General features: G+C 68.5%; 8 protein-coding genes and 1 pseudogene. 6 read left to right on the top strand and 3 right to left on the bottom strand.

All coding sequences use genetic code 11. The annotated features are described in order from the left end of the window. Nucleotides 1–304 precede the first annotated feature (304 nt). Both ltrA and IPI43_20995 read left to right on the top strand, forming a co-directional pair. Nucleotides 305–1,533, top strand: a pseudogene (ltrA, locus tag IPI43_21000) (group II intron reverse transcriptase/maturase). Nucleotides 1,534–1,740: 207 nt separating this feature from the next. Further along, the gene (locus IPI43_20995; GenBank protein MBK7776583.1) at nt 1,741–3,630 is read left to right on the top strand and encodes a propionyl-CoA synthetase; all 1,890 of its coding nucleotides are present in this window, start codon (nt 1,741–1,743) and stop codon (nt 3,628–3,630) included. 25 nt (nt 3,631–3,655) lie between these two features. Here IPI43_20995 and IPI43_20990 read toward each other — a convergent pair whose 3' ends face one another. Then, nucleotides 3,656–5,839, bottom strand: a complete 2,184-nt coding sequence (locus tag IPI43_20990; GenBank protein MBK7776582.1) for a hypothetical protein — start codon at nt 5,837–5,839, stop codon at nt 3,656–3,658. A 212-nt stretch (nt 5,840–6,051) separates the two neighbouring features. Continuing rightward, nucleotides 6,052–6,744: a hypothetical protein gene (locus IPI43_20985; GenBank protein MBK7776581.1), complete on the bottom strand. Its 693-nt coding sequence runs from the start codon at nt 6,742–6,744 to the stop codon at nt 6,052–6,054. 386 nt (nt 6,745–7,130) lie between these two features. On the opposite strand from IPI43_20985, the gene IPI43_20980 reads away from it, so the two are divergent. After that, a complete protein-coding gene (locus IPI43_20980; protein ID MBK7776580.1) occupies nt 7,131–7,976 on the top strand; it encodes a hypothetical protein in 846 nt (281 codons plus the stop codon). A gap of 23 nt (nt 7,977–7,999) precedes the next feature. Further along, nucleotides 8,000–9,430 carry a PQQ-binding-like beta-propeller repeat protein gene (locus tag IPI43_20975; protein ID MBK7776579.1) on the top strand — a complete coding sequence of 477 codons (1,431 nt, stop codon included), beginning with the start codon at nt 8,000–8,002 and terminating at the stop codon, nt 9,428–9,430. A 201-nt stretch (nt 9,431–9,631) separates the two neighbouring features. Here the strand turns inward: IPI43_20975 and IPI43_20970 are convergent, their stop codons facing one another. After that, nucleotides 9,632–9,814 (bottom strand): hypothetical protein, encoded by a 183-nt coding sequence (locus IPI43_20970; protein ID MBK7776578.1) that lies wholly within the window; start codon nt 9,812–9,814, stop codon nt 9,632–9,634. 329 nt (nt 9,815–10,143) lie between these two features. Here IPI43_20970 and IPI43_20965 point away from each other — a divergent pair, with 329 nt between their 5' ends. Both IPI43_20965 and IPI43_20960 read left to right on the top strand, forming a co-directional pair. Beyond that, complete coding sequence (locus IPI43_20965) at nt 10,144–10,797, top strand: hypothetical protein (protein ID MBK7776577.1); 654 nt, start codon at nt 10,144–10,146, stop codon at nt 10,795–10,797. 774 nt (nt 10,798–11,571) lie between these two features. Beyond that, entirely contained in the window at nt 11,572–12,384 is an 813-nt protein-coding gene (locus tag IPI43_20960) for a crotonase/enoyl-CoA hydratase family protein (protein ID MBK7776576.1), read from the top strand. Nucleotides 12,385–12,461 lie beyond the last annotated feature (77 nt).

Raw genomic sequence — 12,461 nt, 5'->3', positions numbered from 1 at the left:
GTTGTGCAGAGAAGGTCAGCGTTCTTACCTGGGGAGATCTCGCCTCATGCCTGAAAGGGCGACGCGTTCACGACGCGGAGCGAGAAGTCAGCCGAGGTCGTAGTAGGCCGCGTCGCGAGACGCTGCCGAAGGGCCGAACGATGGGAAGGGCAGGACGCCCGGGAGTCTCGACGTAGCCATGGTCCAGAAGTCCAAGCAGTTGGAGCTTCCGTTCGAGGGTAGGGGTGAAGCCCCGAGAGCAGAGCGAAGCGGGCAAGCCACGTCGGCGACGACCGGAACCGAAGGCCCAGGAACGGACGCGATGATGGAGCGTGTGCTCGAGCACACGAACTTGCAGCGCGCGTTGAAGAGAGTGAGAGGGAACAAGGGGAGTCCCGGCATCGACGGGATGACGGTGGACAAGCTACCAGAGTGGCTGAGGGAACATTGGCCGCGTGTCCGCGAGGAACTCCTCGCGGGCACGTACCAACCGCATGCGGTGCGCCGCGTGATGATCCCAAAGCCCGGGGGCGGCGAGCGCATGCTCGGCATTCCCACGGTACTCGACCGCCTGATTCAGCAGGCCCTGTTGCAGGTCCTGCAGCCGCCGTTCGACGCGACCTTCTCGGAGCACAGCCACGGATTCCGCCCGAACCGAGGAGCACACGGCGCCATGCGCGAGGTGTGCGCCATCGTCGAGGGCGGGAAACGCTGGGTGGTGGACGTGGATCTGGAGAAGTTCTTCGACCGCGTGAACCACGACGTGCTCATGGGGAAGCTCGCGAAACGGATCGCGGACCGACGCGTGCTGAGGCTCATCCGCCGCTACCTGAACGCTGGCGTGATGGCGAACGGGGTCGTGGTGGAGCGGCGCGAGGGCACACCACAGGTGGCCCGTTGTCGCCCTTACTTGCGAACGTGCTCCTCGACGAAGTCGACAAGGAGTTGGAGCAGCGCGGCCACGCGTTCGTCCGCTATGCGGATGACCTGCGCGTGTTCGTGCGGACGGAGGTAGCCGGCGAGCGCGTCATGCGCTCGCTGGTGATGCTCTTCGGCCGGCTCCATCTCCGCGTCAACGAAGCGAAGAGTGCGGTGGCTCCGGCGGCCTCGCGACCATTCCTCAGCTTTACGCTGTCGATCCGTCACGATGCCAAGACGGAGCCACTGGTGGCGCCGAAGGCCCTTCAGACCATGAAGGATCGGGTGCGTCAGCTCACGCGTCGAACGCGTGGGCGCAGCCTCGCCGAAGTCGTCCAGTCTCTCGCCGTCTATCTGAACGGCTGGCTCGGTTACTTCCGGGTCGCCAGGACGAAGAAGCGGTTTCAGGAGATGGACGGGTGGATCCGCCACCGACTGCGGGCCTACCAGCTCAAACAATGGAAACGCGGCCCAACCGTGTTCCGAGAGCTGCGGGCCCGTGGGCTCAGCGCCACCGCTGCCGCGAGAGTGGCAGGCAACGCTAAGCGGTGGTGGCGGAACTCGGCTATGGCGATCAACGCCGCAATTCCTAATGCATTCTTCGACGGGCTGGGCCTCCCGCGCCTCGCCCCCTGACCTCAACTCATCGAACCGCCTGGTGCGGACCCGCATGCCAGGTGGTGTGGCAGGGGAGCCCGAGTCGACTACTCGGGCCCCCTATGCCGATTATCCAGACCTGGTTTGCTGCCCCCGGCTTCCAGCCGGGGGTGCCCATGTGCCTTGAAACATGTGCGATGGAACCGCTCGCCCTCGAACCCCTCGCAGGCGTGATAGACATCCCCCATGACCGCCACGCACCGCGAGGTCCACCAACGCTCCCTCCAGGACCCAGAGGCCTTCTGGCTCGAGCAGAGCCGCGCCATCACGTGGGTCACCCCGCCCACGCGCGCCCTCGATGCTGCGCGCGCGCCGTTCTACCGCTGGTTCCCGGACGGCGTGCTGAACACGGCCTACAACTGCCTCGACCGGCATGTGGAGGGTGGGCGCGCCGAGCAGCTGGCGCTGATCTACGACAGCCCCGTCACGGGCACGCAGCGCACGCTCACCTACCGCGCGCTGCGCGACGAGGTGGCGCTGTTCGCGGGGGCGCTGCGGGCCAACGGTGTGACGCCCGGCGACCGCGTGATCCTGTACATGCCCATGATCCCCGAGGCGGTGGTGGCCATGCTGGCCTGCGCGCGCCTCGGCGCCGTGCACTCGGTGGTGTTCGGGGGCTTCGCCGCCGCGGAGCTGGCCACGCGCATCGACGACGCGAAGCCCGTGCTGATGGTGTGCGCGTCGTGCGGCATCGAGCCCTCGCGCACGGTGGCCTACAAGCCGCTGCTCGACGAGGCCATCGCGCTGGCCTCGCACAAGCCCGCGCGCTGCATCGTGAAGCAGCGCCCGCAGCTGCTGGCCACGCTCCAGCCGGGGCGCGACGTGAGCTGGGACGACGCCATCGCGGCCCCGGGCGTGACGCCCGCGGAGTGCGTGCCGGTGAGCGCCACCGACCCGCTCTACATCCTCTACACGTCGGGGACCACCGGGAAGCCCAAGGGCGTGGTGCGCGACCAGGGTGGCCACGCGGTGGCGCTGCAGTACTCCATGCAGGCGGTCTATGGCGTGCAGCCGGGCGAGGTGTTCTGGGCGGCGTCCGACGTGGGCTGGGTGGTGGGCCACAGCTACATCGTCTACGGGCCACTGCTGAACGGGAACACCACGCTGCTGTTCGAGGGCAAGCCCGTGGGCACGCCCGACGCGGGCACCTTCTTCCGCGTGATCGCGGAGCACGGCGTGAAGAAGCTGTTCACGGCGCCCACCGCCTTTCGCGCCATCAAGAAGGACGACCCGGACGGCGTGCTGCTGAAGAAGTACGACTTGAGCCACTTCGAGGCGCTGTTCCTGGCGGGCGAGCGCAGCGACTCGGCCACGCTCGAGTGGGCCGAGCAGCACCTCGGGGTCCCGGTGATCGACCACTGGTGGCAGACCGAGACCGGCTGGCCCATCGTCTCCAACTGCCTGGGGATCGAGCGCCTGCCCGTGAAGCACGGCTCGCCCACGCTGCCCGTGCCGGGCTGGGACATTCGCGTGGTGGACGACGCGGCACACGACGTGCCGCCCTTCACCACGGGCGCGCTGGTGGCCAAGCTGCCGCTGCCGCCGGGCGCGCTGCCCACGCTGTGGAACGCCGACGAGCGCTTCGAGGCCGCCTACCTGGCGGACTACCCCGGCTTCTACAAGACCGCCGACGCGGGCTACGTGGACGACGAGGGCTACGTCTACGTGATGGCGCGCACCGACGACATCATCAACGTGGCGGGCCACCGGCTCTCCACGGGCCAGATGGAGGAGGTGCTCTCGCGGCACCCCGCGGTGGCCGAGTGCGCCGTGATCGGCGTGGCCGACGAGCTGAAGGGCGAGCTGCCCCTCGGGCTGCTGGTGCTGAAGGCGGGCGTCACGCTGAGCCACGCCGAGGTGGTGAAGCAGGTGGTCGCCGCCGTGCGCGAGACCATCGGCCCCGTCGCGGCGTTCAAGGATGCCGTGGTGGTGCAGCGCCTGCCCAAGACGCGCTCGGGCAAGATCCTGCGCGGCACCATGAAGAAGATCGCGGAGGGCCGGCCTGCGCCCGTGCCCGCCACCATCGAGGACCCGGCGGTGCTGGACGAGATCCGCGCGGTGCTCGCCTCGCGTTGAGCACCGCGCGGGTCGCAGCAGCCCGTCAGAGCGACATGATCCAGCTGTTGCCGGTGGAGATCTCGTACTCGTACATCTCACCCGCGCGACCCACCAGGTATAGGCGGTCCGGGTTGGTGGGGTGCAGCCCCACGGCGCCGTGGCCCACGTAGTTGCCGTTGCGCAGCGCGCCCGCGTGGCCCTGCTCCTGGCCCACGGGGTACTCGCCGGGCAGGAGGCCACCCGCCGTGATGCGGTAGACCTGATCGCGGTCGCCGTTGGTGAGGTCCACCGCGAAGCCCAGGAAGGGCGCCACCTGGCCCATGACCCACAGCAGGTCGCGCGACTCGTCCCAGAACATGTTGTTCTCGCCCATGGCGTGGTCGCCCTCGCCGAGGGAGCCCGCCACCGACACCGCGGTGCGGTTGCCGCTCACGATGTCGTAGGCCACCAGCGCCTCCTGGAGGATGTGCACCACGTAGACGTTGCCGCCGCGCACGTGCATGCCCGAGAGCGACGTGTACTGTGGGCTGAAGCCCGTCCCGATGTCGGGCAGCTGGGCCGCCCACGTGCGCGACACGATCCGGCAGGTGGAGCCGTCGGCCGCGATCTCCACCACGCCGATGCCGTCCGAGGGGTTGCGGAAGGCCAGGTAGAACTTGCCGGTGGCCTGGTCCATGGCGAACGCGCGGTGCTCGTACTGCACGGGGATGCGCCCGCTCGCGGTGGTGCTGATGGTGCGCGAGCCGTAGCACTGGCCGAAGGGCGACGTCGCACCGTTGCGCTGCTCCACGCGCCACACCAGCGTGCGTGCGCCGGTGGTGGGATGGACGCGAACGATCTCGACGTTCTCGAGCGTGCCGTTGCCATAGGCGTAGAGCATCCCGTCCGAGCCCAGCTCCACGTCTTGCACGTAGTTCAGGGAGGTGGTCTCGCGCGGCACGCCCGACACCATCCGCTGGCTCTGGTAGCCCGAGCCATAGGCCGTGTAGCCGCCCGCGGGCTCGCGGTAGTTGCCGCTCACGATGCGACGCTCACCGGTGGTGTAGTCGTAGGCCACGATCAGGCCGCCCGCGGTGTAGGTCGGGTCGGTGTACTGCATGGTGGCGAACAGCTCGCCGTGCGTGGGGGAGAGCACGCCGCCGTAGACGGTGGGCTGCATGGTGAGGAGGTGCGGCCCATCTCCCCAGCGGAAGCCCTGACCCCAGGCGTCCTCCACGGGCCAGCAGTTCAAGATGGAGCCCTCGCGGCTGGTGGGGTCGCTCTGGATGTCCTTGCGGCAGCGGCAGTCCATGTGCAGGTCGGTCTGTGCGTCGAGGAACATACCGAAGCTGCACGCCTTCAAGTAGAAGGGGCTGGTGGTGTCGGTCATGGAGTTCAGGCACTGGGGAATGCCGCTGCGCGCCGAGCACATCTCGCCGTCCGCGCAGGTCTCGATGATGGTGCTGGTGCGCGCGCCGCACGCGTCGGTCGCTTGGATCAAGCTCTCGCCCGTGAGGTAGGCCGGTGCGTCCACGTTGTTGCACGCCGTGCCGATGGGCTCGTCGCACACGTCCACGCACTGCCCGTTGTTGCAGACGTCCCCCATGGGGCAGGTCACCCCGACGTCGTCGGTGAGCTCGCCGCAGCCGTTGATCCAGCGTGTGGTCGACAGGTCGGCCGGATCGCAGCCGAGCGAAGCGTGGGCGGGCTCGCACGGGTCCACCACCTCGCGGCAGACGTTGGACTCGCAGGTCTCGTCGGCAGCGCACGTGGAGAACACGTCTTCGGTGAGGTTGCCACACCCGTCCACCCACACGCGCGAGCGGGAGTCTGCCGAGCACGCGATGGTGTTGCGCAGCGGGAAGCACGGGTGACGGCACTGCGGGTTGGTGTTGCCCGGGTCGATGGTGCACTGCTCGCCCGCGTTCACGTCGCAGGCCTCGAACACCGTGGTGAAGTCGCCACACGAGTTCACGTAGAACACCGCCGAGAGGTCGTCCTCGTTGCACGCCTTGTCCAGCGTGGTGGTGCAGCCGCCAATCGGCGTGCAGGTGGCCAGCGAGGTGGGCGTGCGCTGCGTGCACTCACGGCCCGTGTCACAGACGCTCCGAACACCCGTGACGTCCCCGCAGGAGTCGATCGCGAAGACCTGGCTGAGGTCGTTCGGGTCGCACCAGGTCGTGGCCGTCCCGTCGCACACGCCGCTGTCGGGGTTGGGGTTGGTGTCACCCGGGGGGGCGCACCCCATGGCCGAGAGCGTGAGCGAGATAAGGACAAGAGCGCGGAAAGTCATGTTCGTTCCCATCGTGCTGGCCGCAATTCGCGGACGCGTGTGGTCGAACCAACGTACGTGGTGGGCCCCAGCCCGGCTCCCTCGGTTGCTGTAGAGGAATTGCTACGCGGGAACGGGGGGCCTATCGGCGGCGGACTATCGCCGAATCCTGGCGCGTTCCCGATGCGCTACCGCAGCGACGCGCCGATCCGCAGCGTGCCAGCCAACGAGCGACTTGCGAGGCTCCATTCTTGTCGCTCGAAGTCCGGGTTGTTCGATTTCTGCGAGTCGAAGGCGAAGTTCGCGACGAGACCTCCACTCACGAACAGCGTGGCTCGTCGGCCACGGAAGAACTCGTAGCCCACGTCGGCGCTGGCTCCCACGCCGCGCGGTTCCCAGTTGTTCAGCATGGGCTTCCCCCTGACCCATGTGGCGCCCGCCCCCACGCGAAAGAACAGACCGGGCGCTGCGAGCGGCCGCAAGACCAGCGCCGGGCCCACCGTGACCGTGTGCAGCTCATGATCAACGCCGTTCCAGTTGGAGCAAGCGCGTGGTCGAGAGAAGTCGTACGTCGCGAAGCCACCGAGTTCCGCACGCCGACCCACGCGGTACCCGATCCCGAGGCGCGTGTTCGTACCCATCGCAGCGGGACAGGTGAGCACGTTGTCGTAGGTCGGAGAACTGGCGCTCTCGATGCGATACTCGGAGCGCCAGGCCGAGATGGAGAGGCCGGTCTCGATCGTGGTTCGGAGCGGGCTGTCTGGCGCGGGCTGAAGCTCGGCGGCCTCCTGTGCGAGGACGGGGATGGTCGAGAGGAGCAGGAGCAGCACGCTGACGCCGGCTGCTGTCGAGAAACGAATGACGGACTCGGTTGTGTTCATGCGGCGGTCGCATGGCAAGGTTCGTGCCGCGACAATCGCGCTCGATTCATGGAGGAAGCGCGCGATCGACTGGACCCCAATGTCGAAGTTGGCAAACGGCCCGGCGCGACACCGGCATTCTGTCAACGCGTCTAACGGCGTCGGCGCGCGGACGAGACGCTCGCGCGCATCTTGTGGTCGTCGTGACGGCCCGCTATTTTGAGGGCCAGCCACACCACCAAACGGGAACGAGACATGGCACCGAAATCGCGGATGATACGAACGGTCGGTGTCGCGCTCGGCGGCTTGCTCGGGCTGGCCGTCGCTTCCTGCGGAGGCTGCAACAGCGGCGGGAGTGACGGCGGCACGGGGGGGGACGGCGGCACGCGGGGGGACGGGACGACCTCGTGCAGTACACGCCCGACCCAGCGAACTGGGAAACGTTCGCCACCAAGCCCTTCGAGGGCGGGGGTAACACCTCCCACGACCCAGACGGAGTTGGCTGGATCTCCGCCGAGGACTGGGCGGAGGCGGAATGGGACGGGACCGTCTACAACCCGTCCCAGATGAGCCCGGAGGAGTTCGCGGAAGCGCTCTGTCCCAGCGTGGACCGGCTGCGAGGGCTACGGGAGGTCTTCTACCAACACAACCCTTTCGCGGACGTCAACAACCCCACGAAGGCGGAGCTCGACGAATGGCACCGCATCGCGATCAATCACCTTCGAGCCCTCATCGGCTACACGAGCGAAGACCGTCAGGTGCAGCCCGACCACTGCATGTTCGCGCGTGCACAATGGGGCCAGGAGCGTTCGCACACCACGATGTGGGACGACGAGTACCCGGGCGAAGTGGGCTCGGCATACGGCCCCTGCCAAGGCAGCAACAACGCTCACTGCGGAGCGACGTTCATTCCCGACCTCGAGGATCAAGCCCCCTACCTGCCTGACGGCCATCCCGGCTGCACCACGGTACCGGGCGCCGAAGGAATCTTCAGTGGTCCGAAGTCGAACATCCCGTGGGCGATCAAGTGGTCGCGCGGCTTCTGCAATACGCTACTCGCCGAGGGCTACTGGGGCGGGCACATCGGGCCCTGGTTCCACCGGGAGCGATTCGGCCTGGCCTTCTGGGACCTCGACCCAAGCAACAACAACAGCAACGCGGGCCTTCGCGCCAAGTGGTCGGGCGAGCTGATGCCGAACCTCTATTGCAACCCTGCAGAGCCGGCTTGCGACCCGGCGAACAGTGGTCCGTAGTGTGGCTCGGTGGCACGCCTCCCATGACTCACACCCACGAATCGCACCCTCGCCGTCTCATCACGCTGCGAACGCTGGCGGTCGTCGTGCTGCTGGCCAACGCGGGCCACGCCGCCGCCCAGCGTCCCGCGGCCCTCAGCCGCGAGGCCGCCCAGCAGCGTCGACAGCTCACCGCCCAAGCCACGCAGCTTCGCCGCAGCGGTGACCACGCGGGCGCCTTGGGCCGCGCGCGTGAGGCGGCTGCGCTCGGAAGCACGCCGGCGCTGCGGCGTCTCATCGCGGAGGAGCTCGAGGCGACCGGCGACCCGGCCTATGCGTACCAGGAGTTCGACGGCTGCATGACGGAGGCCACGGCGGGGCGCGACCGGGCGAGCCTGCGCGCCTGCCGCCTGGGCAAGGAGCGCCTCGCGCCGCAGCTCGAGTGGGTGCGCTTCGCCCCCGTCGACGAGCACCAGGGCACGTTCCGCGTGTTCGCCCACGGCCGGTATCAGGACCCCAGCGCCGTGCCCATCGCGGGTCCGTCCACCGAGATCCGCATCGAGGCTCCCCTACGCAACGTGGAGGTCCCACAGCCGAGCGACGAAGGGCGGGCGCCGAGCGCTCGCAACGCCGCCAGCGGGCCGGAACAGGTGGTCGTGCGGAGGCGCGCGAACCCTGGTCGGCGAAGCTTCCATCTGCTCACCCTGCCTGCCCTCGGGCTCTCGGGGGACCTCTGCCTCGTTCGCGCGACGGGGGACAGCACGTTGGATGTGGTGGGGCGCGTTCGGGTCGACGCCCCCGACGCGACAGCCAGCATCGTGATCCTGGACGGGGCCAGCGGCGCGTTGTTCTGGACGCACGCCGCACCCCGCGAGGTGGTGCTCGTCTGCGAAAACGCGAGCTCGTTCCACCTCAACGTGAGCGGCACCGCCGAGCGCTTCCACTGGGAGGACGGCAACGTGCGCAGCGAGATCACCACGAGCACGGTCGCCACCGACCGAGCGCTGCGCATCCAGGACGCGGGCGGGAGCGTGCGCCCCGCGCTCGTGTCCGGGGCGTGGGTCTATCCCATCGACGCCGCGCTCTCGGTGGTGGTGGAGCCGCAGCGGCAGAGGAGCTTCCACCTGCGACGCTCCGGGCCCAACGGCTACGACGTGGTGGTGCCGTTGGCCTTCGGCGGGTCGGGCAGCGCGGTGCACGACGGCGTCGCCTATGTCGCGGGCGTGGCCCACCCCGAGCAGGTCGCCATGCTCCATGCCGCGGAGGCATCCACCGGGCGAGAGCTCTTCCGCGTACGCCTGCACGGCTTCGGCAACCCGCGGGTGGCCGCTGAAGGGGGCCGCGTGTTCGTGGTCGCGGGCGGCGTCCTGAACGTGCTCGACGCACGGACGGGCGCGGCGCGCTTCGGCTGGGGCCGGGGGTTTTCGTTCCCCGCGAGCCCCAGCGACCCCGCGACCCCCGCGCCGGCTCCCTGACGTCAGGCGCTGGCGCTCAGGGGTCCACTGTCGGTGCGTGAGGGGTAGAGGCCGTCCGCTCGCCAGTCCCGAGCGCAAAGGTCAGGACGACGCGGCGTGCTCTACGCGGCCTCTCGAGAGCGTGCGCTCACGGTAGGTGCGGGCCTTGTCGAGCTTCTCTTGGGTCTCGATGAGTTGCCCCAGACGGGGCAGTCCGCCGCGTCAGTGGGACCTCGTGCCGCCGCCCAGCAGGCCCAACACCTCTCCCGTGCAGTAGCCAGAGTCCGCTTCCGACGCGAAGAACACGAAGGCGGGGGCGATCTCCTCGGGGTGCGCAGGTCGCCCCATCCGCGTGTTCGCGCCGAACTGCGCGACCTTGTCGGCCGACTGGTCCGCGATGTTCAAGGGTGTCCTGGAACTGACCCGAACTCGTGGACGGTTTTCTGACGCTGCCGGAATGACCACGGGCTGCTCGCGCCGTTCGAAATCGGCGGGGCTATGGGCCCGCGTCGGGCACGTTCAGGGTGGCGCTGGCGACGGCGTCCGCGAGCCCTGGGACAAATGCAGTCCCTCCCCTAGCGACGTTCGACATGGGCATGGTGCCTCGCCGGCACTGGCTCTCGCCCTCGGGGCGACAGCTTCAAATCCGGGACGGATCGATTAGTGCCACCATCGATCTCGCGCGGTTTGCGCCGGGTGCTCCGCCGGTCCCTCCACAGCGCGCGCCCATCGTCGTGGATCTCGCCGCCAGCCGGGGAGCCATCGACGAGGTCAACGGTGTTCGATACGAGATCGCCGAGGGCGTGCTTCGTCTGCTTCCCGCGTCCGCGGCCGACCTCCCCGTCGAGATCCCGTTCGGACGAACCATCGCCCACGATCCTTCCGAGCTCATCGAGGCGTACCCGCACTCGGTGCCCGGAATCATGATGGTCAAGTATCGACGGGGACTGATCCTCGTGCGCTTGCGCGACCGGCGAACGCTCGAGCTCGAGGTGCACGCCGGCGTCGACGCGATCGCGCTCGTGCTCGCCGACGGCGACTCGGTCGTCGACGTGTTTCCGGACGACACGCCGCTGTTCCGTGTGCGCGACGCGTCCGGTACGACCGAGAGGAGCCCGCGGAAGCTCCGTCTGGCCGGAGAGCCCGACGTGATTCAGCCGCCCGTCAGCACGAATACCCACGCGTCATCGCGCACACGACCGAACTTCCAGTGCGGTTTCTCGGCGGCGATCCGATGTCGGACGCAGAGGCCAGCCCGCTCGAATGCGTCGATGGGCAGCGGCACCTCGGCCTCGCAGAACAGGGCCGCGTCCGGGCGCAGGACAGTGCGAACGGCACGTGCGAACCGCTCTACCCAGACCGGCTCGAACGGAGGGGCCTCTGCATGAAACAGGCGCATGGCAACAGCAAGATGGATGCTGGCCGGCGCCACGAGGTCCCCGAGGTCGACGACGTCGCCGCGCCGGACGTCGAGTCCACGAGCCCGCCCGAGCTCGGCAAGGTGGGTGCTCTTCTCCACGCCGATGGCGGCGTGACCGCGGGTACCCAGAAAGTCGACGAACAGCCCCACGTGGCATCCGAGGTCGAGCACGGTCAGCGGAGATTGCGATGGGCACGCGGTGACGAGGTAGTGATAGGCAAGCGCGTAGTGAGCTATGCCAGCGGGGCTGCTCCCACCGAGGGGCGCCACGTCCAGCCACGGACGATAGCTCTCGAGTTCAGACCGCGCCCCACGCACGGTGAGTCGTCGACGCGGTCCGCTCGTCATTCGAATTGTCCGCCGGTGCAGCCAGGGCACGGCTGAGCCCGCACGATGTCCCGCTTACTCGAACTCTTCGCGCTGACCTTAGCACTCCTCATGCTGCGTCGCGTGCGAGTGAGAAGAGTACTGCTCCTCGGTTGGAAGGCCTCGGACCGGATCACTTGGCCGGCTGGCCCATAGGAATCACGAATCATTTCAGCCCGTAGTCCTCATGGATCGTCTCATGGACGTACACTAAGAGTCTATCCCATAGGTCGATTACAACGCACGCTTCGCCGTTCCGCCGCTGAGCGAGCACGACGCGTGCATTGGGTGCCGGCGAAGTAGGCGTCTATAGAAAGGTCGGGTCCCATCCTGCCCATGAGCGCCCTGCTTCACGAGAAAATACGGTACAAAGCCCATGACCGACCGCGTCCTCATCGAGCGCCACGGCTCCGTGGCTCACGTCCAGTTCAACCGCCCCGACAAGCGCAACGCCCTCGACGTGGCCATGTTCGAGGGCATCGTCGCCGCGGGCGAGCAGCTGATGGCCGACAGGAGCGTGCGCGCCGTGGTGCTCTCCGGCCTGGGCCAGGCCTTCTGCGCCGGGCTCGACTTCAGCGCGTTCAGCGCCTTCGCCACCGGCGGCGGCAGCTCGCTCCTCGCGCGCGGCGACCACAGCCCGGCCAACCTTGCGCAGCGCGTGGGCTGGGTGTGGCAGGAGCTCGAGGTGCCCGTCATCGCCGCGCTGCACGGCGTGGCGCTGGGCGGCGGCTTCCAGATCGCGGCGGGCGCGGACATCCGCATCGCGCACCCCGAGACGCAGCTCTCCATCATGGAGATCAAGTGGGGCCTCATCCCCGACATGAGCCTCACGGCCACCACGCTGCGCTACGCGCCGCTCGACGTCATCAAGGAGCTCATGTTCACCGGGCGCATCGTGCGCGGCGAAGAAGCCCTGGCGCTCCGGCTGGTGACACGCCTTGCGGAGGACCCGGTGGCCGAGGCGCTGGCGCTCGCCGCCACCATCGCCACCAAGAACCCCGACGCCATCCGCGCGGGCAAGCGCCTCTTGAACCACTCCCTCGACATCCCGGTGGACGCGCGCCTGCGGTTCGAGACCGAGCTCCAGCTCCAGCTCCTGGGCAGCAAGAACCAGATGGAGGCGGTCATGGCCAACATGCAGAAGCGCGAGCCGGTCTTCTCGGACCACTGGGACGATGGCGAAGACTGAGCGCTTCGTCATTACACCGGGTCTCCCCGCTGACCGTTCGCAGACAGAACTTTAACAATGCGCCGCACGCGTGCTGC

The sequence above is a fragment of the Sandaracinaceae bacterium genome (assembly GCA_016706685.1).
Lineage (GTDB): Bacteria > Myxococcota_A > Polyangia > Polyangiales > Houyiibacteriaceae > JADJJE01.
This window is presented reverse-complemented; position numbering and strand designations above follow the sequence as displayed.

What these genes read in the sequence shown, in the direction of transcription:
- IPI43_20960 (MBK7776576.1), top strand. Translation starts at nt 11,572, where the DNA reads ATGACCGACCGCGTCCTCATCGAGCGCCACGGCTCCGTGGCTCACGTC.
- IPI43_20995 (MBK7776583.1), top strand. Translation starts at nt 1,741, where the DNA reads ATGACCGCCACGCACCGCGAGGTCCACCAACGCTCCCTCCAGGACCCA.
- IPI43_20975 (MBK7776579.1), top strand. Translation starts at nt 8,000, where the DNA reads ATGACTCACACCCACGAATCGCACCCTCGCCGTCTCATCACGCTGCGA.
- IPI43_20985 (MBK7776581.1), bottom strand. Translation starts at nt 6,744, where the DNA reads ATGAACACAACCGAGTCCGTCATTCGTTTCTCGACAGCAGCCGGCGTC.
- IPI43_20990 (MBK7776582.1), bottom strand. Translation starts at nt 5,839, where the DNA reads ATGGGGTGCGCCCCCCCGGGTGACACCAACCCCAACCCCGACAGCGGC.